The 26,682-nt window shown below is 34.9% G+C and carries 21 protein-coding genes and 1 tRNA gene; 10 read left to right on the top strand and 12 right to left on the bottom strand.

Features of this window, described 5'->3' with window-relative positions:
• The first annotated feature begins 57 nt into the window (after positions 1-57).
• From RTX21_RS05425 to RTX21_RS05400, 6 genes are all read left to right on the top strand, one after another.
• Complete coding sequence (locus tag RTX21_RS05425) at positions 58-2,976, top strand: TonB-dependent receptor (protein WP_312765851.1); 2,919 nt, start codon at positions 58-60, stop codon at positions 2,974-2,976.
• Between the two features lie 54 nt (positions 2,977-3,030).
• Entirely contained in the window at positions 3,031-4,533 is a 1,503-nt protein-coding gene (locus tag RTX21_RS05420; protein ID WP_312765850.1) for a RagB/SusD family nutrient uptake outer membrane protein, read from the top strand.
• 13 nt (positions 4,534-4,546) lie between these two features.
• The gene (locus RTX21_RS05415) at positions 4,547-5,428 is read left to right on the top strand and encodes a hypothetical protein (RefSeq protein ID WP_312765849.1); all 882 of its coding nucleotides are present in this window, start codon (positions 4,547-4,549) and stop codon (positions 5,426-5,428) included.
• Positions 5,429-5,597: 169 nt separating this feature from the next.
• Positions 5,598-7,061 carry a glycoside hydrolase family 30 beta sandwich domain-containing protein gene (locus tag RTX21_RS05410; RefSeq protein ID WP_312765848.1) on the top strand — a complete coding sequence of 488 codons (1,464 nt, stop codon included), beginning with the start codon at positions 5,598-5,600 and terminating at the stop codon, positions 7,059-7,061.
• An 18-nt stretch (positions 7,062-7,079) separates the two neighbouring features.
• Positions 7,080-7,868 (top strand): glycoside hydrolase family 16 protein, encoded by a 789-nt coding sequence (locus RTX21_RS05405; protein WP_312765847.1) that lies wholly within the window; start codon positions 7,080-7,082, stop codon positions 7,866-7,868.
• A 34-nt stretch (positions 7,869-7,902) separates the two neighbouring features.
• Positions 7,903-9,342 (top strand): glycoside hydrolase family 30 protein, encoded by a 1,440-nt coding sequence (locus tag RTX21_RS05400; RefSeq protein ID WP_312765845.1) that lies wholly within the window; start codon positions 7,903-7,905, stop codon positions 9,340-9,342.
• A 46-nt stretch (positions 9,343-9,388) separates the two neighbouring features.
• Here the strand turns inward: RTX21_RS05400 and RTX21_RS05395 are convergent, their stop codons facing one another.
• Together RTX21_RS05395 and RTX21_RS05390 are read right to left on the bottom strand one after the other, a co-directional pair.
• Positions 9,389-9,895 carry a hypothetical protein gene (locus tag RTX21_RS05395; RefSeq protein ID WP_312765843.1) on the bottom strand — a complete coding sequence of 169 codons (507 nt, stop codon included), beginning with the start codon at positions 9,893-9,895 and terminating at the stop codon, positions 9,389-9,391.
• Positions 9,896-10,075: 180 nt separating this feature from the next.
• A complete protein-coding gene (locus RTX21_RS05390) occupies positions 10,076-11,179 on the bottom strand; it encodes a M14 family zinc carboxypeptidase (protein ID WP_312765842.1) in 1,104 nt (367 codons plus the stop codon).
• Between the two features lie 891 nt (positions 11,180-12,070).
• Here RTX21_RS05390 and RTX21_RS05385 point away from each other — a divergent pair.
• The 3 genes from RTX21_RS05385 (at position 12,071) to RTX21_RS05375 (ending at position 14,951) form a co-directional block, all read left to right on the top strand.
• Positions 12,071-12,589, top strand: a complete 519-nt coding sequence (locus RTX21_RS05385) for a helix-turn-helix transcriptional regulator (RefSeq protein ID WP_312765841.1) — start codon at positions 12,071-12,073, stop codon at positions 12,587-12,589.
• A 22-nt stretch (positions 12,590-12,611) separates the two neighbouring features.
• A tRNA-Arg gene (locus RTX21_RS05380) sits at positions 12,612-12,683 on the top strand.
• Between the two features lie 81 nt (positions 12,684-12,764).
• A complete protein-coding gene (locus RTX21_RS05375; protein WP_312765839.1) occupies positions 12,765-14,951 on the top strand; it encodes a B12-binding domain-containing radical SAM protein in 2,187 nt (728 codons plus the stop codon).
• 84 nt (positions 14,952-15,035) lie between these two features.
• Here RTX21_RS05375 and RTX21_RS05370 read toward each other — a convergent pair whose 3' ends face one another.
• The 3 genes from RTX21_RS05370 to RTX21_RS05360 all read right to left on the bottom strand — a co-directional run bounded on the left by RTX21_RS05370 (position 15,036) and on the right by RTX21_RS05360 (position 18,966).
• Complete coding sequence (locus tag RTX21_RS05370; RefSeq protein ID WP_312765837.1) at positions 15,036-15,317, bottom strand: F0F1 ATP synthase subunit epsilon; 282 nt, start codon at positions 15,315-15,317, stop codon at positions 15,036-15,038.
• A gap of 84 nt (positions 15,318-15,401) precedes the next feature.
• The gene (gene atpD, locus RTX21_RS05365; RefSeq protein WP_312765835.1) at positions 15,402-16,910 is read right to left on the bottom strand and encodes a F0F1 ATP synthase subunit beta; all 1,509 of its coding nucleotides are present in this window, start codon (positions 16,908-16,910) and stop codon (positions 15,402-15,404) included.
• A 118-nt stretch (positions 16,911-17,028) separates the two neighbouring features.
• On the bottom strand, positions 17,029-18,966 hold the full coding sequence (locus RTX21_RS05360; RefSeq protein ID WP_312765833.1) for a S8 family serine peptidase: 1,938 nt from the start codon (positions 18,964-18,966) through the stop codon (positions 17,029-17,031).
• A 165-nt stretch (positions 18,967-19,131) separates the two neighbouring features.
• Between RTX21_RS05360 and RTX21_RS05355 the strand changes: the two genes are divergently transcribed.
• Entirely contained in the window at positions 19,132-20,058 is a 927-nt protein-coding gene (locus tag RTX21_RS05355) for a bifunctional riboflavin kinase/FAD synthetase (RefSeq protein ID WP_312766307.1), read from the top strand.
• Between the two features lie 53 nt (positions 20,059-20,111).
• On the opposite strand, the gene RTX21_RS05350 is transcribed toward RTX21_RS05355, so the two are convergent.
• The 7 genes from RTX21_RS05350 to RTX21_RS05320 form a co-directional block, all read right to left on the bottom strand.
• On the bottom strand, positions 20,112-22,370 hold the full coding sequence (locus RTX21_RS05350) for a glycoside hydrolase family 3 C-terminal domain-containing protein (RefSeq protein ID WP_312765831.1): 2,259 nt from the start codon (positions 22,368-22,370) through the stop codon (positions 20,112-20,114).
• Between the two features lie 164 nt (positions 22,371-22,534).
• A complete protein-coding gene (locus RTX21_RS05345; protein WP_312765830.1) occupies positions 22,535-22,888 on the bottom strand; it encodes an MmcQ/YjbR family DNA-binding protein in 354 nt (117 codons plus the stop codon).
• 9 nt (positions 22,889-22,897) lie between these two features.
• Positions 22,898-23,560 (bottom strand): histidine kinase, encoded by a 663-nt coding sequence (locus tag RTX21_RS05340; RefSeq protein WP_312765828.1) that lies wholly within the window; start codon positions 23,558-23,560, stop codon positions 22,898-22,900.
• A gap of 62 nt (positions 23,561-23,622) precedes the next feature.
• The gene (gene kdsB, locus RTX21_RS05335) at positions 23,623-24,348 is read right to left on the bottom strand and encodes a 3-deoxy-manno-octulosonate cytidylyltransferase (protein WP_312765826.1); all 726 of its coding nucleotides are present in this window, start codon (positions 24,346-24,348) and stop codon (positions 23,623-23,625) included.
• Entirely contained in the window at positions 24,348-24,815 is a 468-nt protein-coding gene (locus RTX21_RS05330) for an RES family NAD+ phosphorylase (RefSeq protein ID WP_312765823.1), read from the bottom strand. Before RTX21_RS05330 ends, kdsB begins: the two co-directional genes overlap by 1 nt.
• A 2-nt stretch (positions 24,816-24,817) precedes the next feature.
• Positions 24,818-25,291, bottom strand: a complete 474-nt coding sequence (locus tag RTX21_RS05325; protein WP_312765822.1) for an antitoxin Xre-like helix-turn-helix domain-containing protein — start codon at positions 25,289-25,291, stop codon at positions 24,818-24,820.
• A 60-nt stretch (positions 25,292-25,351) separates the two neighbouring features.
• Positions 25,352-26,605 (bottom strand): aminotransferase class I/II-fold pyridoxal phosphate-dependent enzyme, encoded by a 1,254-nt coding sequence (locus tag RTX21_RS05320; RefSeq protein ID WP_312765820.1) that lies wholly within the window; start codon positions 26,603-26,605, stop codon positions 25,352-25,354.
• Positions 26,606-26,682 lie beyond the last annotated feature (77 nt).

Here is a 26,682-nt window from a genome sequence, read left to right as displayed (position 1 = left end):
AAAAAAAAAGATACTTTTATTGTCTCAGTTTGAGATTAACAAAAAATTAATTAAAATATGAACTTAAAGTATTCAAAATGTCTTGGGTTAGCAGCTGTACTTTACTTCACAGCAAACTACTCAGCTCAGCAACGGGTAAGCGACACGGCTTCTAAAGAAAAAGTAATAGAAGAAGTAGTGGTTATCGGTTATGGGACTCAAAAGAAAAGCAATGTGACAGGAGCTATTTCCAGTATCAAAGCATCGGATATTGAAGACATCCCCGCAGGTAAACCGGAACAGGTTCTACAAGGTAGGGCAGCGGGTGTTTCTGTTGTAACTAATTCCGGACAACCAGGCTCTGCAGCAACTGTAAGAGTACGTGGTATTACTAGTTTTGGAGCTGGAGGTAATGATCCAATGTGGGTTGTGGATGGTATCATTGTAGATGGTATTGGATGGTTAAATCAATCCGATATCGAAAGTATTGAAGTTCTAAAAGATGGTGCCTCCTCTGCAATATATGGAGTTTCAGCTGCAAGAGGTGTAATATTGGTAACAACTAAAAAAGGTAAGAAGGGATTATTAAGTCTTTCTTATAATGGTAGTTATGGTGTATCTCATGCTGCTAGGAAACTTGACTTACTAAATGCTACACAATATGCGACAATAATCAATGAAGGTTTTGTAAACGATGGTAAAGCTCCGAGATTTTCAAATCCTACATCATTTGGAGTAGGTACAGATTGGCAAAGCACAATCTTTAATACGGGGGAGAGACAGTCCCACGAAATAGGAATTAATGGAGGGAGTGACAAATCCACTTATTACGCTTCTTTTGGTTATTTTGATCAGACAGGTATTGTAATGGGCGATATCTCCAACTATAAAAGAATAAATGCCAGGTTAAATTCTACTCATAAGGTAATGGATTACTTAACTATTGGTCAGACATTTTTATATACACATCAGAAAAACCAAGGAATTGGCGTCAATGAAACATTCGGGGGACCTTTAAGTTCAGCGATAAATCTAGACCCTACAACTCCGGCTGTAGTGACAGACTGGTCATTAGTAGATTCGGATACTTATCCTAACAATAGACCTTTAATCTACGATGCAAATGGGAATCCTTATGGAATTTCTCCTTGGGTAAACCAGGAAATGTCAAATCCTTTGGCCTATAGATATACTCAACAAGGTAAAAATAATTGGTCTGATGACTTTGTGGGTAATGTATTTGCAGATCTTAAGCTTGCACAAGGTCTGAATTTTAAAACAACACTAAATGGTAAAAAATCTTTTTGGGGAAGTCAAGGATTTACTCCTTTGTTCTATCTGAGTTCTACTTTAAGTAACCTTGGATTTAATAGCCTGAACAGAACAACTAATACAAAATTTGAATGGAGTTTTGAAAACACTTTAACATGGCAAAAAAAGTTAGAGGATCATAATTTCAGTCTATTAGTTGGACAGGGAGTTTATCGATATGACATAGGCTCAGGAGAAAGTATAACCTATACCCATCTTCCTGTGAACAACTGGGAAGATGCCGCTTTTTATGCAGTTGATGCCAAGTACAAATTAGGTGATGCATGGGACTACGTACAGACTAGAAGAGCTTCTTATTTTGGACGTTTAATTTATGATTACAAAGATCGATACTTATTTACTGGAACCTTCAGACGTGATGGTTCTTCGAAATTCCTAAAATATTGGGGAAATTTCCCTTCTTTTTCTTTAGGATGGAATGTACATAAAGAAGATTTTTGGAGAGATAATAATATTATAAATACAATTAAAATAAGAGGAGGGTATGGAGTCTTAGGAAATGATGCAATTGATAATTTTATGTTTAGAAGTTCATTGGTTTCAGGCGGTAATTATCCTAATGGTAATAACCCTGATAATACAGAGATTATAATTGGGTATGCGCCTAATACGCTTGGAAATCCAGATTTAAAATGGGAAGAAACTGCACAAACTGATATAGGAGCAGACATTCGTTTTTTAAATAATTTTACACTTGGTGTGGATTATTATTATAAAAAATCTACTGATATTCTTCGTAGAGTTGCGATTCCAGGATACGTTGGTGTTCCTGTAAATCCTTTTGCCAATATTGGTGATATGGAAAATAGAGGAATGGAGTTTGAGCTAGGTTATAAAAAGAATTGGGAGGATTTCAGTATTTCGGTTAATGGTAATTTCTCTTATAATAAAAATAAGATTCTTCGTCTCGAAGATGATGTTGAATGGAGAGATTTTTCATCTATACACACTTTGGGAACAGTTTCCAGACTACAGGTAGGAAAACCAATGGGGACTTTTTATGGTTATACATACAGTGGTGTATTCCAAAATCAGGAACAAATCAACGCTTATGTCAATTCTAATGGAGTAAAGCTTTTACCAAATGCTAAGCCCGGAGATTTTATTTGGCAAGACAACGATGGGGATGGAAAAATTGATTTAGATTCTGCTGGTGATATGGTGGACCTTGGAAGTTCCCTTCCAAAATTCACATATGGTTTTACAGTGAATTTGAATTATAAAAACTTTGATTTAATGGTTTTTGCGCAGGGACAAGGTGGAAATAAAATTGTTCAGGGGCTTAGAAGATTTGATATGTTGGATGCCAACTGGCAAACCTCTATTCTCGATAGATGGACAGGTGAAGGATCTACCAATGATAACCCTAGAATAACAAGAGAGGATCCCAATCACAATTATAACAGAATGTCTAATTATTATCTTCAAAAAGGAGATTATATGAGACTGAAGCTCATTCAGTTAGGTTATACACTTCCAAAAGATGTTTCTGAAAAATTTGGATCCAATAAGGTAAGGCTTTATATTACTGGAGAGAACGTATTTACTTTTACAAAATATACAGGCTATGACCCAGAAATTGCGGGAGGCAATGAATATGGTATAGACCGTGCCTATTATCCACAGGCAAGAACATTCTTATTAGGAGCAAACATTCAATTTTAATAGTAGAAAAAAATGAAAAATAAAAGATTTATATATAAAGGATTGGCAATAATTATGTTAACCGGACTAAGTTTTGGGAGTGTAAACTGTACTGGAGATTATATCGGGGATATAGAAAATACAGGAACTTTTGATGATACAAATTACTTCTTGTCCGAGGAGCAGTGCCTTAGTGCTACAGCATCTGTATACGACATTATGAAAAAGTATGCTGGAGGTTTTGAGAATATGGTAACCTTTTTCAATGCCGGATCGGACGATTTCTATTCTGGTGGTGGTAATTCTGGAGATGGAGCAGGAATTCAAGGATTTAATAATTATACTATTAATCCAATTACAATGCCTGCAAGTTATTGGAAAGACTATTATCAGGGAATTGCAAGAGCAAATTGGGTAATTAGCAGAATACCTGATGCGCCGGTTTCAGAAAACTTCAAAAAAAGGATTTTTGCAGAAGTGACGGTATTACGGTCATTATATTACTTTGAACTTGTAAGAATGTTCGGTAATATCCCGTTGATTCTTAAACCTATCACTTCTAATGACGATTACTGGAATATACCACAAGCGAATCCTAAAGATGTGTACAGCCAGATTGAGGGGGATATTGCTGCAGTAATTGCAGATTTACCAATGACAATTCCTTCCACTACACCTTCTGAGAGGGGCCGTATAACACAAGGGAGTGCGAGAGCAATCCTGGGAAAAATTTATCTATATGATAAGAAGAATGATCTTGCAGCAGCTCAATTTGCAGAAGTAAATGGAACTCCAGGACAAACAAGCCAATATGGATATAAATTAGTGGATAATTACAGCAGCCTTTTTAAATATGATAACAGATTTACCACAGAATCTGTTTTGGAGGCAGTTTATAGCTACAAAGGACATTCTGATTGGGATTTCTGGGGTCAAGGTAGGGATGAAGGTAACTCTATTTGTATTATGACCGGTCCAAGATCTTATACATTAAAAAATGTTTCCAACAACGATGCACCAGATTTGGTGGCTGGTTGGTCTTTTAATACTGTCACAGGAAATTTGTATAATTTCATGGCAGGAGATCCTCGCTTTGATGCTACTATTATAGATGCCAAAAAATTAGTGCAAGATGGAAAAATCAGCTATTCTGCCGCTTATTTAGATACAGGTTACTTTCTTAAAAAATATGCGCCATATACTGCTGCAAAATCACCTGAGCCAGGAGCTATGGAATTAAATTTTTATCAAAATTATGTAGCTATCCGCCTGGCAGATACCTATCTTATGGAAGCCGAAGCTCTAGGTGCAACAGGAGCACGAGCTCAAGCTTTATTAGATGCAGTAAGAGCAAGAGTGGGGCTTTCTTCCGTTCCTGTTTCATTGCAGGCAATTAAAAGTGAAAGAAGAAGAGAATTTGCCGGAGAAGGTATTCGCTGGTTTGATTTGGTAAGATGGGGTGATGCTCCTTCTGTCTTAGCAGCTAAGGGATTTGTTGCTGGTAAAAATGAAATACTTCCAATTCCTTATACTGAATTGCAAAACACAGCAATAAAGCAAAATCCAGGCTATAACTAAAAATAATAAAACAATGGAAATAGATTTTACAAAAATATTGTTAGGAACAGCTATTGCAATACTTTCAGTTTCCTGTACTCCAGATAGAGTAGAAGGAGACGGTAATGGCCTTACACCTACCAATTCAGATGCTTCTTTTACAGTTACAAAAACTTCTGAAAATCACTATAGATTAAGTGCTTCCAATAACAACTATATCCAATCCAGATGGGATTTAGGTGACGGAGGCGGATTAGGAGTTGGTCCAAATGTCTATGATGTCTTTATTCCTGATGAAGGGACTTACACTGTCCAGCACCAAATTATCGGACAAGGAGGAATTGTTGGCGGTACAGCAAGTCAAACAATTACTGTTGACAAATCAGATCCCGCTGCCGGAAATATGATCCAAGGAGGGAAATTTGCAGACGCAACAGATGTGGCAAAATGGTCTTTGACCTTTCCTAATCCTTCTAATACTGCTTTATGGATTTGGGATTTTACAAATGGTAAAGCTACTTTTACCGCAAAAAATTGGGATAGAAATGTAATGTATCAGGAAGTGAATGTTGTAGAAGGACGTAAATATACAGCAGATGCTGTTGTTAGCTCTAAAGGTGTTGCTGATTCTTGGTTTGAAATTTATGTCGGTTATGCAAAACCTACCGCTAATAATGATTATACTGGGGATGGCAATGATTCAACTTGGTTGAGAGCTATCAATACTTGGGCTGGTAGCGGAACTTCTGCCTTTGAAGGGAAAATCTCAAATGTAGGATCCAAAAATGCAAACAATCCTGATGGGACTTTTACGGCAACCAAAAGCGGAGTAGCCTATTTTGCAATCAGGTCTGGTGGTAACGATATGAAAGATGGGATTTCTATTACAAAAGTTGAATTCCGAGGAGTAAACTAATTTTTTCTTATCATATTCTTAGGGTGAAAGAGGTCCTCAAAAAACCTCTTTCATTTTTTCTTTTCAAACCAATATCAATAAGCTTCTCTTAAAAAAGTGCTGTATTGAAAAAAATCATTATTTCAATACAATTCTTTTATAAAAGCTTTGATATCTATATATCTAATAAATGTATAATAACAAAATATCTCCCAATAAATTATTCTTTTTAGGAGTCACATTTTTCTCATTATTGTTTTGCCAAAGTAGCAGTGTAGATGACCAATCCAATACTTCTTCAAACAATGGTGAGGATAATGGAAGTTATGTTGCTGCAAGCGTTTGGCTCACAAAAGCAGATGAAACCGTAAAACTTCAGAAGCAAAGCGATATTTATTTTAAAAATATTTCTAATAATTATCAGATCATTGAGATTGATGCAGGACAAAAATACCAGATCATCGATGGTTTTGGTTATACTCTGACTGGCGGAAGTGTTCAGGTAATCAATCAACTATCTTCTGCCAAGAAAGAGGAATTGTTGCAACAGCTTTTTTCAAATAGTAATGATAATTCTATAGCTGTCAGTTATTTGAGATTAAGTATTGGCGCATCCGACCTTAATGGAGAAGTTTTCTCTTATAATGATTTACCAACAGGTCAAACCGATACATCTCTAGCCCAATTTTCTTTAGCCAAAGACCAAGCGGTTATTGATATGCTGAAAAAAATTCTGACCATCAATCCAAATATCAAGATCATTGCAACACCTTGGTCGCCACCGGTTTGGATGAAAGACAATCAGAGCAGTGTTGGTGGAAGTCTCTTAACTCAATATTACGGAGTTTATGCTCAATATTTTGTTAAATATATTCAAGCAATGAAAGCGCAAGGCATTACTATTGATGCCATTACACCTCAGAATGAACCTTTGCATCCGGGCAATAATCCAAGTATGTATATGACATCTTCACAGCAAGGTGAATTTATAAAAAATCATTTGGGTCCTGCTTTTCAGAATGCAGGAATCAATACCAAAATTGTTCTTTATGACCACAACTGTGACAAGCCGGATTATCCGATGGATATCTTAGCTGATGCAGAAGCAGCGAAGTATGTTGATGGTTCTGCGTTCCATTTATATGCGGGGAATATTGGTGTTCTTAGCAATGTCCATTTGGCATATCCAACAAAGAATCTCTATTTCACAGAGCAATGGACGGGTGCGAATTCCAAATTTTCTGATGATCTGATCTGGCACACGAAAAATGTCATTATCGGCTCTATGAGAAACTGGAGCAAAGTTGCTCTCGAATGGAATGTTGCCAACGATGCTTCCTATAATCCTCATACGCCTGGTGGTTGTACAGAATGTAAGGGAGCGATAACGATCAACTCCAGTGAAATGTTTACAAAAAATGTTGCCTATTATATTATTGCACAGGCTTCAAAATTTGTCCCTCAGAATTCCCAAAGAATTGCTTCTACACAACCTGGAAGTCTAAGTTCTGTAGCATTTGTAACACCTGGCGGAAAAATCACACTTATTGTTCTGAATGAAGGTAACAATACCGAAAACTTCAATATCAGATATAACAATAAAAGTGCAGCAACTTCTTTGTCTCCAAGGTCTGTAGCAACTTTCATTTTTTAATCTGAAAAATCATTTATAGTGAAGAACATCATTTTAATTTCTGGTATCATTCTATTTTCAATTACGCTTTCTTGCTCTGTAGCAAAGGAAAAGCGAGTTTTGATCTTTCAGGATGAGTTCAATGAAAACTCTCTTGATCTATCAAAGTGGACTTTTGAAGTTGGGGGTAACGGTTTCGGGAATAATGAACTTCAATTCTATACCAAAGACCGAAAGGAAAATGCAAGAATCGAAGATGGAAAACTCGTTATCGAAGCCAGAAAAGAAAAATGGGAAAACAATGATTATACTTCTGCAAAATTAGTAACCAAGGAAACTTTTCCTTTCAAATATGGAAGTGTAGAAGTACGAGCAAAGTTACCAAAAGGGAAGGGGACATGGCCGGCAATATGGATGTTGAGCGAGAATATCAAAGAATGGCCGGACGATGGAGAAATTGATATTATGGAACATGTTGGCTATAATGAAGGTTTTATCCACGCTTCGGTTCATACCAAAAAGTATAATCATATCATTAATACTCAAAAGACGGATACGATTTTCATCAAAGATGTTGCGGAAAATTTCCATGTTTACAGAGCAGATTGGACACCTGAGAAAATCGAAATGTATGTGGATAACAAAAAATATTTTACTTACATCAATACAGAAAAGACTTACGGTGCTTGGCCATTTGACCAGCCATTTTATCTGATACTGAATCAAGCTGTTGGTGGAAATTGGGGAGGAAAAGAGGGCGTCGATTCCGGAATTTATCCTCAGAAGTTCTTGATCGATTATGTAAGAATCTATAAATTAAATAATTAATTAATAAAAATTCTATTAATTAGAATATCAACGAATGAAAAGATTGATCATATCTTGTTTTATGACAGGAATTATCATTAATAGTAATGCGCAGAATTACTGGAAAAATGGCGTAAAAGAGGGGAGAGTTATCATCACTTCTCAAAAAAACAATGAAAAATTTGCGAAAAAAGGGAACGCAAAATTCGTAGATTTTCCTCAGCCAAAGGAAACCGATGTTTGTGTTTTTGTTGACCCTGATTTCAAATATCAGAAATTGATCGGAATCGGAGGTGCCATTACAGATGCATCAGCAGAGGTTTTCGCCAAATTACCAAAGAACAAACAGAAAGAATTCATAGAAGCTTATTATGGTAAATCCGGAATTGGCTACAATCTTGTTAGAACCAATATGAACTCCTGTGATTTTTCCAGCGACAATTACACTTACGTAAAAGATAGTGATACATCTTTGAATTCCTTTGACATAAAGCACGATGAAAAATACAAAATTCCTCTGATCAAATTAGCTCAGAAAGAAATTGACCCAAAAGATTTCAGGTTCTATTTTAGCCCGTGGAGCCCGCCAGCTTGGATGAAATCGAATAACAGCATGCTGAAAGGCGGAAGATTATTGGATAATTATTATCAGGTTTGGGCACATTATTATGTTAAATTCATTCAGGAATATGAAAAGAGAAATATTCCAATCTGGGGATTGACGGTTCAGAATGAGCCAATGGCAACACAGACGTGGGAATCTTGTATCTATACAGCTGATGAGGAAGGAAAATTCCTTAGAGAAAATCTTGGCCCGACACTGTGGAAAAATGGTTATAAAGATAAAAAAGTGATTATCTGGGACCATAACAGAGATCTGATCTATCAAAGAGCAACTACAACCTTACAAGACGCCGAAACTTCGAAATATGCTTCCGGAATAGGTTATCATTGGTATGAGACCTGGAACAACAAATCTCAGTTATTCGACAATCTTGCTGAAACACAAAGAGCTTTTCCTGACAAATTCCTGATCTTTACAGAAGGCTGCAAAGAACAATTTGATTTTAACAAAATCTATGATGTAAGTCTGGGTGAACTTTACGGAAGGAATATGATCAATGACTTTAACAAAGGAACAGCAGCTTGGACAGACTGGAACATTCTTTTGGATGAAAAAGGCGGTCCGAATCATGCTAACAATCTTTGTTTTGCGCCAATTATTGCAGATACGAGAACAGGGGAGCTACATTATACTTACGAGTATTACTATATCGGGCACATTTCAAAATACGTAAAACCCAATGCTCAGAGAATAGGAACTTCGACCAATAAGGATTTCCTTCTGTCAACAAGTTTTATGAATGAAAATGGAGAATTGGTGGTAATCGTAATGAACGAAGGCGATGCAAATACAGATTTCAATCTTTGGATTGAAGGTAAGGCTTCTAAGCTGTCTGCACCGGCACATTCTATACAGACTATAGTTTTATAAATTATATATTTTAAGGGTACGAACAGCAGCTGATTAGCTGCTGTTTTTATTTAATCGATTTACAATCAACTGGATTCAGTCTGCGTCCTGTGGAATAATTGATTGCTTTTGGTGATTGATAAACGAGTTTTGCAGAATTATTATCAGCATAGCTTCCAATTCCTTCCAATAGAACGCCGCTATCCTGCAAAAAATAGATTTCTCGTTCGCTTGTAATACCTTCAGAAACAAACTTATAATTTACTTTTAATGTATCTGCTGAAATGGTTCCTGTAATTTCACCAGATGATGAATCTTTCTCAAAATTCTTGTATTTCAGTTTTCCTTTAACAATGCCATTAGTAACTTTGTAAGTCATAAACATGGAATCCTTAGCCAGAACATTAAGATAGCAATAGTCAATATTTTCGGCTTTTGAAATAACATTTTTTTCTTGGTTTGGTGTGGCTAACGTATCAGGTTTTCTATTTTCAACGTGTTTTTGTTTGCCGTCGTTTTTTTCACAGGAATTTAAAAGTATGATTCCGGAAAGAACTAAAAATAAATTTTTCATAATAGTTTATTTTAGGATAGAATGAATTTAGAAAATATTATACCAAAATATTCGACAGAGATAGAGGTATATCTCTACTTTTTCGACAGTCATAAAACGTCCTATAATTTATATTATGTTAAATAGAGTGTATAACTCATATATTATCATGTGATTATAATATATTACATATTAAAAAATTTATTCGATTTTAAAATCTACTAAAGCGTCCAGCTTTGGAAATCTTTTAACAGATACAAACTTTTTATCAGTACAGTCGATTTCTGACCAGCCTTTTTTATGGTTCAAATCACCAACTTCAACGACAAATGGCTGATATGTCAAAATTTTATTATTGTCTAAAATTTCTCTGTATTGTACAGCAATATCTAAAATACATTCAAACTCAGTATTGAGCTTGACATTTCTGTAGATCAGATCAAAATGGGTTTCCTTGTTTTGCGGAATATCAAAATAAGTTTCGTAGCTATAGGTATCGCCTTTAAGTACTGAGATTGCCTTCAAAGCAAAATACAATGCATGCGTATAAAACTCTCTGGTTTTTTCTCTGTTCAGGTCATTTTCAAAAAAACCACCTTCAAACAAAATCGGTGCAACGCCAGCTTTCATAAAATTGTCACCGCTGGATGTCGGATAAAATTCGTCTGTATATTTAGCGATTCTGTTTGGTAGAATTTGTTTCATCTGCAGATAGATCGCAGCAATTACAGCCATACTTTTTTTTCTGTTTTCCGTAACGGTTCTTTCCATATTTTCCGACGGTGCAAGAAATGATAAGGTTGCCGGATGTTTACCATCTGTTGTAAAAATTGTACGCTGATCATGGAGATTCAGTGCATAATCATAATTTCCTTCCAGAACAATAGTTTTCAGAATCTTCATTTCAACGCTTGACATTCTCAGAAAATCCCGGTTGATATCGATATCAAAAGCATTCCTTCTTGTCCAGACCTCAGAACCATCAGGATTCAGCATAAAGATGAAATCCAATTGAATCGAATCAAAAAGCTTTTCTTTCAGTTCCGGATGTTTCTCCCAGATTGATAACAAGTCTAGCATTGCCAATGTTGCCGTAGATTCGTTACCATGCATTTGAGACCATGCGGCAATTCTGGTTTTGCCATTTCCTAAAGTCATCATATAGATAGGTTTCCCCAAACTGGATCTTCCGACCTCTTTTATATAATCGTTGTAGCTGCTCTGTAGGTAAGAAAATAATTTTTCAGGGAAAATATAGCGTTCAGGGAAATTTACATTTTTAAAATATGGAAAACTAAAATTCATTTTTTGACTCTTTGATTTTTTCAAAAATAAGATTTAATCATCCATAAAACCAAATTACATTTGTGAAAAAACCTAAACACTGCTTATTGACAGTTTGTCTGTTGATTTTTTTGTGGATTACATTATTAGTATTTATAAAAATCAATTTATTGAATATCAGTCATTTATAAAATTTATATAAAGTAAATTTATAAATTTACTTTAATGTAGTTTAATGTTTATTTACTTCATCTGTTTGTCAAATCATTAAACATAAATTTAGGAAAAATTATAGATTTTTACAAATGTATAAATAATTAAATTACAGTTAAAATCCTTATCTTTTTATTCAATATTTAGAAAAGAATATATTATGCAGAATTACTCACAATTAACTAAATTTCTACCCAACACTTCCCTGCTCCACTCATAATCAATAAGCTTAAAAAAAGTATATATAAAGTTTTAATACTTGATTTATATTGGATAGAGATATAATTAAATGAAGTATCCAATCAATCAACCGAAAAATATATAATGGAAATGGCGAATATCATTATAAAAAGCTAAAACTTTATTTATTAATGGTTAATTGTTAATATTTACAAGATAATTCAAACTTACTAAAATTTAATTTATTGATTTTAAGTATTATAGATGGATTAATTTAAAGCTATATAAATAGGAATATCTCTTTAGAGATAGAATAGATTCTTATATACATATTTGTTTTCCACAGATAGTTTTTCACAAAACCTTCTAAATAAGCAAACAATAATATTTTATTAACATTTATAATCATAATTTACTAAATATCAGTAAATTATATACATTATAAGCATAATTACAAAAGTAAATAGTGCGCATTACAAATGTAAAAACAATTAAAATTAATTTTATTACATTTGTAATATGGATTTTAATGATAGAATTACAAAAGTAATCGAGTATTCTAAGCTGTCTCCGGCAGAATTTGCAGAAGAGATCAATGTTCAGCGTTCAAGTATTTCTCATATTATTTCTGGGAGGAACAAACCGTCCTTAGATTTCATTACCAAGATCAAAGTTGCCTTTCCCGATATCGAATGGGATTGGCTAATCAATGGACAAGGTGAAATGCTTGTTTCCGAAAAATTAGTTAATCCTATTATCGAAGAAAAGCCGGAAATTGTTGAAAAAAAGAAATCATCACTGCCAGATCTTTTCTCTTTGATTAGTGATGAGAATTTTGGACTCACAGAAAGTGAAGATAAATCCGAAAAATCAAAACCGCGAGAATCTGATATTTCTAAGCCAATGTCAGTGAAAAATATTTTAGCGGATTCTCGGCCATTAGAGAATTTTGATAAAACACAAGAAAACTCTTCAAAAAAAATCAGACGGATTGTATTTTTTTATGATGACGGAACTTTTGAGACTTATGAAAATTAGTTAACTTTATTCATATAATTTTGGCCTCATAGTTCAACGGATAGAATAGAAGTTTCCTAAACTTTAGATCCAAGTTCGATTCTTGGTGAGGCTACATTTTATTTTCATTTTTAATATCATAGAAGCATATAGATTTCTTTTTTTTAAACCTTACCTTTGCAAGAAAATTCATCTTTTGAAAGATCTGCTTCTTATCACACCACCTTTTACTCAACTTAATACGCCATATCCGGCAACAGCCTACATAAAAGGTTTCCTGAATACCAAGAATATTTCCAGCTATCAAATGGATCTTGGTATAGAAGTGATTTTGAAGTTGTTTTCTAGAAATGGTCTCCATAAAATATTTGATAAAGAAATTGATACTAAAGATATCTCTGAAAATTCTCAACGGATATTTGCCTTAAGAAATGAATACATCAAAACCATAGATCAGGTCATTCTTTTTTTGCAGAATCAAAACCCGACGTTGGCAAGACAGATCTTTTCTATGAATTTCCTTCCAGAAGCTTCTCGTTTTAATCAACTCGATGATATGGAATTTGCTTTTGGAAATATGGGTTTACAAGATAAGGCAAAACATCTGGCGACCTTATATTTAGAAGATATTTCGGATTATATTGTAGAAAACATTGATTCTGATTTCGGGTTCAGCAGGTATGCGGAGCGACTTGGGAAAAGTGCCAATTCTTTCGATGAATTATATGGAAAGATCAATTCTAAAGAAACTTTTATTGATGAGATAACACTAAAGATCCTCGATGAGAAATTAGCCTTGATTCAGCCAAAATTGGTTTGTTTTTCGGTTCCTTTTCCAGGAAATCTATATTCTTCTTTCAGGTGTGCAAAATTCATCAAAGAAAATTATCCTGACATCACAACGGCAATGGGTGGTGGTTTCCCGAATACTGAGCTTCGAGAAATAAAAGACAAAAGAGTGTTTGAATTTTTTGATTTTATTACTTTGGATGATGGGGAATTACCTTTGGAATTAATAATTAATAAGGAAGAATTAAACTCTGAAAGAACCTATAAGCGTACTTTTTTAATTGAAAATGAAGAAATTACTTATAAAAACAATTCTACCAGACACGATTATAGACAAGTTCAAGTCGGAACACCGGACTATTCTGATTTGAAATTAAATCAATATATCTCTGTAATAGAAGTTGCTAATCCAATGCACAGCTTATGGAGTGACGGGCGATGGAATAAGCTTACGATGGCGCACGGATGCTACTGGGGAAAATGTACTTTTTGTGATATTTCTCTCGATTATATTAGGATTTACGAGCCTGTTTCTGCTAAAATTCTAGTTGACAGAATGGAGGAAATTATTGCAAAAACTGGCGAAACCGGATTTCATTTTGTAGATGAAGCAGCACCTCCAGCTTTGATGCGTGAAATTGCTTTGGAAATCTTAAGACGTAATTTGGTTGTAACTTGGTGGACTAATATCAGATTTGAGAAAAGTTTTACTCAAGATCTTTGTTTTCTATTAAAACTTTCGGGTTGTGTAGCTGTTTCCGGTGGATTGGAAGTGGCAAGTGACCGACTTCTAAAATTGATCGACAAAGGTGTTTCTGTCGATCAAGTGGCAAAAGTTACAAGAAACTTTACTGAATCTGGAATTATGGTTCATGCTTATCTGATGTACGGCTACCCGACTCAAACCATTCAGGAAACAATTGACTCCTTGGAAATGGTTCGACAATTGTTCGAAATGGGAATTCTGCAAAGTGGTTTTTGGCATCAGTTTGCAATGACTGCGCACTCACCTGTTGGTATTAACCCTGAAGAATATGGTGTGATTCCTGTAAAACAAGAAATTTTATTTGCAAATAATGATATTGATTTTATTGATAAAACAGGAATTGATCACAGTAAATTCAGTTTTGGACTGAAGAAATCTTTGTTTAATTATATGCACGGAATCAATTTCGAATTGCCTTTGCAGGATTGGTTTGATTTTAAAATTCCGAGAACAACAGTTCATCCGGATTATATTCATGACTGTCTTTTGGAAGAAAATGACCTTAAATTTAATACTAATTCCAAAGTAACTTTCCTTGATAAAAATGCTATCAAAGAAGATTTTATTAAAACTAAAAAAGGTAATTCTTGGGAATTAAGCAGATTGACGTTCCATTTGAAAACCAATATTATAAAAATCGAATTGGATCAAGAAAAAGCAAATTGGTTAATGAGAGTGATGCATGAAAATTCTATCATCAATCCAAAAAAAATAATTCTTGGTCAGCTCAAAACTAACTTCGAAGAAAGATTTGAAGATTTTGAATTGTTCTGGTTCTCAAAACCTATTCAACAGTTGAAGGAAAATGGGGTGATTCTAATACTTTAAAAATTAGATCATTTGTAATCTAAGTAAAAAACAAAAAATCCCGAAAATAATTTTCGGGATTTTTGATTTATATGAATTGGAAATCTATTCGCAAAGAATAATTCCTTTATCATTATTGAATTCTAACACTCCACTCTTAATCTCATAAGAATAAGAAGATTTAGCTTCATTTTCTTTAGTAAGATATTTTTGGTAAGCAGAACCTACTTTTTCCGTATAGATTTTTACTTTCCCACCAACCAAAGCTGATACAATAGCAGCGTGATTTTTGAAAATCTGGAATTGTCCACTTTTTCCTGGAAGAAGAATTGAATCTACCTCACCTTCAAAGATAACAAATTCCGGAGTTAAAATTTTTATATTCATTTTTATGAAATTATAGATTGTAGATTTTAAATTATAAATTATTGAAATTCAATCTAAAATCTAAAATTTGACATTTAAAATTTCTTAAGCGTTCTCAGCAAGCATTTTCTGTCCTGCAGCAATAGCTTCCTCGATAGTTCCTTTCAAGTTGAATGCAGATTCCGGATATTGATCTAATTCCCCATCGATGATCATATTGAAACCTTTGATAGTATCTTTGATATCAACCAAAGATCCCGGGATACCTGTAAACTGCTCAGCAACGTGGAAAGGTTGAGATAAGAATCTCTGTACTTTTCTGGCTCTGTAAACTACCAATTTATCTTCCTCAGAAAGCTCTTCCATACCAAGGATAGCAATGATATCTTGCAATGCTTTGTATCTCTGTAGGATTTCTTTTACTCTTTGAGCACAGTTATAATGTTCCTCACCGATAATCTCAGGAGCCAAGATTCTTGACGTAGAAGCCAATGGATCTACCGCTGGGTAAATACCTAATGAAGCAATTTTTCTATCTAATACTGTAGTTGCATCCAAGTGGGCAAATGTAGTTGCCGGAGCTGGGTCAGTCAAGTCATCCGCAGGTACGTAAACTGCTTGTACAGATGTAATAGATCCGTTTTTAGTTGAAGTAATTCTTTCCTGCATAGCTCCCATCTCTGAAGCCAAAGTTGGTTGGTAACCTACCGCTGATGGCATACGCCCCAAAAGTGCAGACACCTCAGAACCAGCTTGTGTAAAACGGAAGATGTTATCTACGAAGAACAATACATCTCTACCTTGTCCGCTTTCTCCACCATCTCTATAATATTCTGCCAAAGTTAAACCAGACAATGCTACTCTAGCTCTTGCTCCAGGCGGCTCATTCATTTGTCCGAAAACGAAAGCAGCTTTAGAATCTTTCATAGCTTCAAGATCAACTTTAGAAAGATCCCAACCTCCATTTTCCATAGAGTGCATGAAGTCATCACCATATTTGATGATCCCGGATTCCAACATCTCTCTTAAAAGGTCATTTCCTTCTCTTGTTCTTTCTCCTACTCCTGCGAATACAGAAAGACCACCGTGCCCTTTTGCGATATTGTTGATCAATTCCTGGATCAATACTGTTTTTCCTACACCAGCTCCACCGAACAATCCAATTTTACCTCCTTTTGCATAAGGCTCAACAAGGTCGATAACTTTGATACCTGTGAAAAGAACTTCAGCAGAAGTTGATAACTGGTCAAATTTCGGTGCTTCTCTGTGGATTGGCAAACCTCCTTCTTTAGATAAAGACTGAATTCCATCAATAGCATCTCCAACCACGTTGAAAAGACGTCCATTAACACCTTCTCCTATTGGCATAGTAATTTGAAGACCAGTACCAGTAACCTCTTGTCCTCTCTGAAGTCCATCGGTAGCATCCATTGCGATACATCTTACCATATCTTCTCCAATGTGCTGCTCTACCTCCAATACAACTTTTTCACCATTAGTTTTAATGATTTCTAAAGCGTCATATATTTTTGGTAATTGTTCGACTTCATTAAAGACCACGTCAATAACTGGTCCAATAATTTGTGAAATTTTTCCTTTAATTTGGTTTGCCATTACTAAATTTTTACTTGTGCGCAAAGATAATAAAAGTTTATAAATGAGCATTGTCAGAAAAAAAGATTTTTATCATATTCTTTATCTCCTTTTTTATCTTTGGAAAAAATGTTTTTAATTATTTTTTAATTAAAGTTTTAGAATCTACTACTTCTCCATCCACAATTAGTGTAACTATATAATATCCAGTAAAATAATTACTTATATTTATATTGCTTTCTGTTTTAGAAACATCTAAAGTATAATTATATGATAAATTATTGCCAGCTTGCATTACAATCATTAGAGATGCAGAATTTGCCCCTTTCAAATTATACTTTACATTAATATTGTTACTTGAAGGGTTTGGAGCAATGATTTCTAAAGCACCTCTTTTTCTTATTTTTGGTATATCTGACGTGCATGGATCAGATAAAAGCATATTTTTAGCCATCAAAACAGCAGCCTGAGCATCTACCAAACCATAGCCCATTTGTTCATTCCAAGTTCCATTGGATCTTGCTGGGTTATTGTTGTATGTATATAAATCTGTTCTGATTTTTTGTGAGGTTTGTTCTATAATATCCCTGACCTGCTGACCCGTTAAACAAGGATTAACAGATAAAATTAAAGCTGCTACACCGGAAACGTGAGGAGCAGCGTAAGATGTTCCATCATCTGATATGATACTTTGTGTAGGAGTAGTTGTCCAGATTCCGACACCAGGGGCAACAACATCTAATTTGGTACCATACGCTGAAAAAGAAGCCTTGGCACCATTACTTGCAATTGCGCCAACAGTTATAATTCTATCGTCGAAACTACCCGGATAAAGTACATTCGACCCATTATTGCCCGCAGAAAAAACAACTATACATCCTTTTCCGTCACGGCCATATTCCATAGCATTTATTATTGCATCTTCTAATAATTGGCTATCCAGCCATCCTGCACTAGAATACCATGAATTATTGATTATATCCGCATTCTCCATCTCCCAGGCCCAACTGATTCCGGATGCAAGCTGAGCTGAAAAAGTATTGAGAACAATTGCATCATTCGTATCTTTTTTTAAATCGTGGCTAATCGGAATAATTTTGGATTTTGGTGCGACACCTACGACTTGTAGATTATTACGCTCTGCAGCTATTATTCCTGCTACTCTTGTTCCGTGTGTATTTCCAGCAATATAAACACTGCCACTATTTCCAGACTGTGCATCATAGCCTGCACTTCCTATATTTGCACTCAAATCAGAGTGAGGAAAATAAATACCCTGGTCTACAACCGCAACTTTGACATTCATTCCTTGTGAAACTTGCCAAGCCTGGCAAACATTAATATCAATAGCAGAATTTGCGCTGTTTTTTAATCCCCATAATCTATAAAAATCGGGATCATAAGAACACGTTGCGTCATTATTTCCCCCACCAATAGGAACTGCTTTGTTAGAATTACTATCCGTTATTTCCCTTTCATCTAGATCACTAGTGAAATTTAACATAAAAGCCGGATCTACAGCATCAAATAATCCTGTCTCATAAAATTGGTTTCCCAATTCCAGTGATGAAGCGGTGTTTCCATTAGATACTGCCATGATATACCATTTGGACATATATGGTACCTGTTTTACAATATCTGCATTTTTTCTTGATGCTATCCGTTGTAGAATCTTATAATCCTTATTGTCCTTCAGTTTAACATAAAAATATTTTGAAATACCAACAGATTTTGCATCACCATTTTCAAAAAACATACCCACATGATTTACATTCGGTAATTTCTTCAAGTCTTCAAGCTTTTGATTGTAGGCTAAAGCATCCTTAGGTTCTGCATTTAATTCTATGTGTGCAAATTTTGAGTTTTCAGAACCTGAGTCATCTACTAGGACATAATCTTTAACATCAAGACGACTGGTTGAAGAAGTCTGAAATTGATTATTAGTAAAAATATAAAAAGATTTTTTGTCAAGAGTCAAATATTTTTTTTGTCCCTTGTAATAGTAATAATAATTGTTTTGCGCATTTGAAAAGCAAAATATTATACATAATAATAAAAAAAAGACCCTTGTTTTCATACGATTATTGTTTAATGGTTTATTTAATAAATATAATGAAAAATAAAAATTAAAATGTAAATGATTTTTGAAAAATAATCAACAATAAATCAAATAAATTAAATATAATCAATTTTCGATATTAGTCAAAAAAGAGATACTTTTGTGCAAGCAAAAATCCAGAATTTGAAAATCATCAGAGATCTTACAGATTACCACTTAAAAATACCATTAGCATTATCATTAGGAATGTTTGACGGTGTTCATTTGGGACATTTGTCTATTATTGATAAATTAAATGAAATTGCAGAAAAAGAACATCTTGAATCTGCAATTCTAAGTTTTTGGCCACATCCAAGAAAATTCCTGAATCCTGATGATAACGTGAAAATGCTCAATACACTTGAAGAGAAATTAGAATTACTTGAGAAAAGCGGCATCAGGAATATTTTTCTAAAGACATTTGATGAAGAATTCAGAAATCTGACAGGAACTGAGTTTTGTGAACAAGTTTTGGTAGATAAACTCAATGTGAAGCATATTATAATAGGACACGACCATACATTCGGGAAAAATAAAAGCGGGAATTTCGAATTGCTGAAATCTTTGTCTGATGAATTGGGCTTTAAAGTAAATCAACTGGAAGCCGTTCAGACGAATGACCTTAATATCAGTTCTACCAAAATCAGAATGGCGCTGTCGGAAGCCAGAATCACTGATGCTAATGAAATGCTGGGTTACCATTATCCTTTAACAGGAAAAGTAATCCATGGAAAAAAATTGGGAAGAACAATTGGTTATCCAACCGCAAATATCGAAGTTCCAATCAATAAATTACTTCCAAAAAAAGGCGCTTATATTGTCGAAGTTTATATTGATAATCAATTTTATAAAGGGATGCTGAGCATCGGAACGAATCCAACTATTGATGACCAAAACGAATCTTTACATACCGAAGTTTACATTCTCAATTTTGACCAGGATATTTATGATAAGGAAATAACAATCAAATTTCGAGATTTTCTCCACGATGAAATCAAATTTGAAGGTTTGGAAAAACTGGTTGAAAAACTGGATGAAGATAAGAGATTAACTGAAGAATTTCAATTCTAAGAAACAAAAAAGGATAGCAGCTGCTATCCTTTAATTTTATATTTCAATGAATCTTATTTCAAAGTAAACTTGATTTTAGTTCTGATGTCAGAAGATGAACTCCCTACCAACGCTTCGAAATCTCCCGGTTCTGCAACCCAATCGTGTTTTACAGGGTCAAAGAAACTCAATGCAGATTTATCAACTGTGATAGAAACGTCTTTGGATTCTCCGGCTTTCAGATAGACTTTATCGAAACCTTTCAGTTCTTTCAAAGGTCTTGGCAAAGATGATTTTAAGTCGCTGATGTACAATTGAAGCACTTCTGCACCATCTACTTTACCAGTATTTTTAACATTAACCGTAAAAGTTATTTTATCATTCGAAGTCAGTTCCGATTTATCCGCTTTTACTTTTCCATATTCGAAAGTTGTATAACTCAAACCGTGTCCGAAACTGAATAATGGTTTGATGTTTTTCGTATCGTGCCAACGGTAACCTACAAAAATTCCTTCATTATAAGTAATGTTAATCGGGTCTTTCAAATCTTTTCCTTTTCCGGCAGCCAATTCTTCTTTATTCCCGGGATATTCTCCCAATGCGTGCGCCGAATTATCTTCCAACTTCACTGGAAAACTGAAAGGCAATTTCCCGGAAGGATTGGTATCGCCAGCCAAAACGGCTGCAATTGCATGACCCGCTTCCGAACCCAAATACCAGGATTGCAGAACCGACGGAACATTCTTGATCCAAGGCATTGCAACCGCATTTCCAGAAACTAAAACTACTGCCAAATTCTTGTTGGCTTTAGACAATTCAGAAATCAATTTATCTTGGTCATAAGGCAAACCATAGCTTTCTCTGTCCATTCCTTCTGCATCCTGATGATCACTTTTATTAAGTCCGCCAACAAAAACTACGAAATCCGATTCTTTTGCCAGTTTCACAGCTTCTGCGATTAACTCGGCGGAAGAACGTGTTTCTTTCAGATTTTGACCAGATTTTACACCGTTGTAATCGCCGCCAACATCACCAACATAACCTCTCGCATACTTAACTACGGCTTGTTTTCCGAAACGTTCCTTGATTCCGTCGAGCGGTAAAGTTTCATATTTCACTTTTAAAGAAGAACTTCCTCCACCAACGGTCATCATTTTGATAGCGTTTTCTCCGATTACTGCGATTTTTTTAGTCTTGGCTAAGTTAATTGGCAATGTCGCTTTTTGATTCTGAAGCAGAACGATTCCCTCAGAAGCAATTTGTTTTGCCGCTGCGATATGCTCCTCCGAAGCGATAGAACCAAAAGGCTTATTTTTGTTCATCGAGGTTTTATATGCCAAACCAAGAACTCTTCTTACTTTATCATCTAACTCTTTGGTTCCGACTTTTCCTGATTTGATCAAATCAAGATAAGGTTTTGCCAGGTAATAATTTTCGTAAGCGTTGCTTGTCCCTTGAGAAAGACCATTGGTCCAGGTTCCAAATTCTAAATCAAGACCATTGTGAATAGCCTGATTGGTGTCCAAAACTGCACCCCAGTCGGAAACCACAACACCTTTATAGCCCCACTCACCTTTCAGAATATCATTCAACAGATATTGATTGTGACTGGCGTGTTGTCCTTTGTATAAATCGTAAGCACCCATTATCGTCCAGGAATCACCTTCCTGAACAGCCGCTTTAAATGGTGGTAAATAAATCTCGTACAATGCTCTGTCATCCACAATCACATTGCTGGAATGCCTGAAAGTCTCCTGATTATTCAAGGCGAAATGTTTCACACTTGTCGCTACGCCGTTAGCCTGAACACCTTTGATATAAGGAACGACCATTTGGGAAGTCAAAAACGGGTCTTCTCCCATATACTCGAAATTACGACCGTTGAGCGGTGTTCTGTAAATATTGACACCAGGACCGAGAATTACGTTTTTGTTTCTATATCTTGCTTCCTCACCAAGAGATTTTCCATAGATAGAGGACATATTTCGGTTCCAGGTTGCAGACAAAGCCGTCAAAGCCGGATAAGCAATAATAGAATCATTGGTCCAGCCAGCTTGATCCCACTCGTCCCAAAGCACTTCCGAACGCACACCGTGAGGGCCGTCAGCAGTCCATAGTTCAGGAATTCCTAATCTTGGAACGCCGTGTGAACTGAATTTGGATTGCGCGTGGATAACGTTGATCTTCTCCTCCAAAGTCATCCTTGACAAGGCATCTTCAATACGTTGCTCCACAGGTTTGGAATCGTCCAGATAAATTGGTGTTTTTTTCTGAGCGAAGCCAAATTGCATCATACAGCCCAATACAGAAAGTAATATTAATTTTTTTATCATAAATTTTACACTTTTCTAATCAAAATTTTTGAATGCCTAATATACAAATTAATTTATTATCTCAAAATGAGAAAATAAAAATTTGTAAGAATTAAGGCAACTGGAAAGTTAAAATTAAAATTAGAAATTTGTTAGATAAACGCTTTATTAACGAAAAAAAGAAATTAACTGTTGCTAATTTCTTCTCTTGATTTTTTTGTCAAAGAATCAAATACCAGATTGTAGGAATGGTCAATGAGTTTGAGAATCAACTCTTTTTTAAGACCTTCGCAAGTAACAGAATTCCAATGCGTTTTGTTCATATGATAAGCTCCGGAAATCTGAGGATGATTTTCACGAAGTTCCTCGCTCCACTCCGGGTCAGCCTTTGCGGCAAAAGTTTCAGGATGTTTTTCTAAGGAAATCAAAAGAAACATCTTACCACCAACTTTGAACACCAAAGTCTCATTGTCAAAAGGAAAACTTTCGGTAATTCCTTTTTTATGCAGGCAGTAATCTCGGATTTCTTCTATTTCCATTTTATGAAATTAGAACTTAAAAGTATTCTTCGGAAGTTCTTTGTTGATTTCGATTTTATTAATCATCATCACATAATCGCTATCTTTTTTTGGCGAAGACGACTCAATTCTATAGGGCATTAATAATTGGCCAACTTTCCTATAATCGGAATAGGTCAGAGTTTCATCTTTCTTGATTTCACGGAAAAGCGAATAGTTTTTCACATCAAAGTAATAGATGGTTTTATTAACGTTTTTCGTCAATTCTACTTTGAAATAATATTGTTCTCCAATTTTCTCTTTCCCTAACAAATCTGCTTCAAAACCTTTACTTTCATAATCAATAAAGTCGTTATCGAAGTTTTCAGGAACGTAGTCATTATATTGCTGAAGTTTGTTCTGAGCATAGTTCATCGCATAACCGTTCTTTCCGTCAAAACCTTCAACAGGTGTCTCTTTTCCGGCTAAAATGATGGCCGTTTTTGTAAGATTTGGTCTCTGTTGGTAGATTTTCATCATATACGAATCATTCACGCCAAGCGTTACTCGCCCTTGTATCTGAACAGTATTCAGGAGTTTCCAATTGGTAAGACCTCCGGAGCTTTCAATATTTCTATCGATGATTTCCTTTGCAGTTTGAGCAAAAATAATTTGTGAAAATATGATAGCAAAAAGGACGATAATTCTTTTCATTCAAAAATTTTAGGATTTCAAAGATAGGATTTTAATTAGCTATTAGCAATTGGCTTTTGCAATTAGCTAATTAGTCTTTTAGCTTTCTCCAGATCTTCCGGTGTATCTATACCGACACCTACAAAATCCGTTTCTATCATTTTGATACGTTTTCCATATTCCAGATAACGCAGTTGCTCCAGTTTTTCAGAGGTTTCCAATGGCAACATCGGAAGTTTCGAAAACTCCAGCAAAGCTTCTTTTCGGAATGCATAAACACCGATATGCTTGTAATATTTAACATTAAAATCAAGCTCACGCAGAAAAGGAATTACGGAACGGCTAAAATATAAAGCAAAGCCATTATTGTCCGTAATCACTTTGACATTGTTAGGATTCTGAATTTCCTCAGATTCTTTTAATTGAATCTTCAATGAAGCTAAGGAAATTTCTTTTTTATTATCATTAAGAAAGACGTCAATCAATTGCTTCAAAGGTTCTTTTTTAAGAAAAGGTTCATCACCCTGAACATTGATGACAATATCACAATCGATATTTTTTACAGCTTCTGCAATTCTATCACTTCCCGTTTCGTGTTCGCCTGTTATTACGGCCTTTCCACCGTTTTTTGAAATTTCATCAAAAATCAATTCTGAATCTGTAGCAACAAAAACTTCATCAAATAAACCAGTTTCCATCACATTTTGATAAGTGGTCGTAATGACGGTTTTATTTCTCAAAATTTTCATTAATTTCCCAGGAAATCTTGTTGAATTATAACGAGCAGGAATAACTGCTATAGTCTTCATTATTTATATTGTTTTATAATTTGTTCCAATCTATCATCTGGTTCAAAATCGAGTACATCAATTAGCTTAACTTTTTTGAAATCTTTATGAAATGTATTGATTACGACATTCCAATTTTCAGGAACCACAGCCGACGGAACTTTCAGACAAAGTTTTTCATCAGCTTCAAACCAAGCATTTCCAATCTTCTGACAATCGGAATAATTCCTAAAATCTCGCCAGTTTTCAGATAATTCTGAAGTTTCAACAGTTTGACATTCTGAATTATTAGGAATTTTGATGACCATAATCCTGAAATCTTTATTAAAACCCAAACCTTTGCGATGAGCCAATGTTTCCAAATAAGCTAGGGAAATACTTTCTGCTGTGTAGAGTACTTTTTTACCTTCCGAGTTCCATCTACCTTCTAATCCGCTTGCAAAAAGTGAATCTGCGTATTTTTTATGAACAATTCTGTAAACAAGCATTATTATACAGGATAACCTTGTGCCAATTTTTCTATTTCCTCATAAATCAAATCTACGCCTCCCGAAGTAGAGATAAAATCGATTGGTTTTTCTTCGGAATTCCAAAATGGACGGTTCATCCAAAGTGTAAATTCATCCAAGTTTCCGAAAATCTCTTTTCCAAAGCTATAGAGATTGATTAATTTTAATAAATGTTCACTATAAATCGGGTCTAAGCCTTTCTCTTGGTCTCTGTAATTACTAATAGTTCTCGGAGAAAGATTGATAACCGACGCCAAAGTTTTTTCCGGCATCTTGATAGCATCTGCGAGAGAGTAAAAAACATCTGTTTTCAGGCCTTCTCTTGCTTTTTTCAAAAGTTTGTAATCGTCTTGTATAGAAAACCGATTAAAAATGGAAGTACCCACTCCGTAATTGGCCATTGGTTCTTCTACTTTTGATTTTTTTGGATTTTCGTTTTGTTTATAATTTCCCATTTCTGTTTTTCTTTATACAAATATAGAATTTTTTCCAAAAATAAAACGAATTTTTTCCATTTATTTTAAATTGTTTAAAGCTTTCTCCAACTTCGGAAGACAATCCTTAATATCATCCAAAGAACAACCTCCAACGGAAGCTCTGAACCAAGGAACTGACTTATCATTTCCAAATGCTGAGAACGGAACCAAAGCCATTCCTGCATTATTAATCAGATAGAAAACCAAATCTGTAGAATCATCCAAAACCTTACCGTGTAGAGCAGTTTTTCCTAAATAATCTAATTTGATGGTCAAATAAAGTGCTCCCATTGGCGAGATGCTTTCCACAGCAAAACCTTTTGATTTCAAATCCTGGATTCCTGCGTGAAGTTCTTTCAAACTTGTATTCAGTTTTTGTTTGTAATCGTCTAAGAAAGTATCAACTGCAGAATCATCAGCTAAAAACTCAGCAACTGCTTCTTGTTCCGGTTTTGGCGCCCAAGCTCCAACGTGCGTTAAAAGAGCTTTCATTTTATCAATTACCAAACTCGGTCCGAATCCCCAACCTACTCTAACTCCGGTTGCAGCAAAACATTTAGATGTTCCGTCAACATAGATTGTGTAATCTTTCATTTCTGGGAAAAGACTAACCGGATTGTAATGGTCTTCGCCAAAAGTCAGCATTGCGTAGATTTGGTCGTACATCAAATAAAGCGGTTTTTCGTCTGCACCTCTTTTTTTGTTTTCTTCTAAAACTAATTCGCAAATTTCAGATAATTGCTCTTTTGTGAACATCGTTCCAGTTGGATTCAGTGGAGAACAAAGGCAAAGCAAAACTGCGCCGCCAACATAAGGACGAAGGTCATCCGCTGTCGGTAGGAAATTATTAGATTCCTGAGTCTGAACTTCAACAGCATTCGCTGTCGTCAAATAAGCATAATGATTGTTGTTCCAAGAAGGAATCGGGTAAATCACTTTATCGCCTTCGTCAACAATTGTTTTGAAAATTGCATAAATCAAAGGTCTTGAACCAGCTGTAATCAAAATATCATTAGCTGAATAATCCAGATTCCAACGCTTTTTCAAGTCATTGCTTACGGAAGTTCTTAGAGATTGTAAACCGTTTGCCGGTGGATAATTGGTCAGATTATTTTTATAAGCTTTCTCAATTCCCTGTTTCAATTCCGATGGAATTGGATAGATGTTGGAATTAAGGTCGCCAATTGTAAGATTTGAGATTTGTGCACCTTTGGCTTTCAAATCGTTAACTTCATTTCCGATTTTGATAATTTCCGAACCAATCAGGTTAGATGCGAGTTTAGATACTTTCACTTAATTATTTTTTGATGTTTTTCCGAAACTTAATTCGGATTTTTACTTTTTATGATTTACAAAAGTCTTAAATGCAA

Origin of the sequence: Epilithonimonas sp. (assembly GCF_032054305.1) — a bacterium.
Taxonomy (GTDB): Bacteria; Bacteroidota; Bacteroidia; order Flavobacteriales; family Weeksellaceae; genus Epilithonimonas.
Note: the sequence above shows the minus strand (reverse complement) of the source record. Positions and strands in the feature narration are given on the sequence as shown.